We start from the raw sequence: 722 nt of genomic DNA, 5'->3' as shown, positions 1-722 counted from the left end.
GTCAGCTTGTCCGTCACCAGCAGGACAACTTATGCCGTCAACTTCTGGACATTATGCGAAAGCAGTAACACTATTAGATCATGGGTAAACATGATAAACTGCTTCTTGAGTTTTTTTTCAAATAGTTCTTCTGCTGATTTTTCTATCTTACTCAACGAAAAACTGTGGTATTTTTTCATAACTACCTTCAATAAAAAATCTCGATTAAAGAAGTCAATCAAATAAAAAAACGGGATTTGAATAGCAAATAAACACACCCAAAGCAGCCACAAAAATTTATTTGAAATTTGTTCTTTTTTCATGGTTAATCCTAGATCAGTTGCACTTGACTGTGTTATGGTATTGTCTACATCGATCACAGCATACTCGACACCATTCTCTATCAGCTCATCTATGTAGCTAAAATCAGTTAATATCGTGTACAAAATTACCAGCCCTTTCTAATAGATAAAATAGGACACAAGTAACATGAATTTAAAACCATAATTATTACCCATAATATTATGAATATGCATAATATCGAACGAAACGATTCAAGATTCGAATTCTACCTGTAAATTCTGACATAACATTACAAATTTTTCAAGATATAAGTTACGCAAAAAGACCCACGATCCATAGATCGTGAGTCGATCTTATACTGATCTTCATCACAAAAACCGCCGATGCGACTTCTTCCCGTCAAACGTAAACAGTACCGGCCGATTTTCCAAAACCGTTTC

The 722-nt window shown here is 34.5% G+C and carries 1 protein-coding gene; it reads right to left on the bottom strand.

Annotation, left to right across the window (positions count from 1 at the left end):
• Positions 1-29 precede the first annotated feature (29 nt).
• A complete protein-coding gene (locus ACFO8Q_RS09360; protein WP_380025508.1) occupies positions 30-425 on the bottom strand; it encodes a hypothetical protein in 396 nt (131 codons plus the stop codon).
• Positions 426-722 lie beyond the last annotated feature (297 nt).

This window comes from Effusibacillus consociatus, assembly GCF_042652925.1.
Lineage (GTDB): Bacteria > Bacillota > Bacilli > Tumebacillales > Effusibacillaceae > Effusibacillus > Effusibacillus consociatus.
The sequence above is the reverse complement of the archived record's forward strand: the minus strand, read 5'-3'. Positions and strand labels throughout refer to the sequence as shown.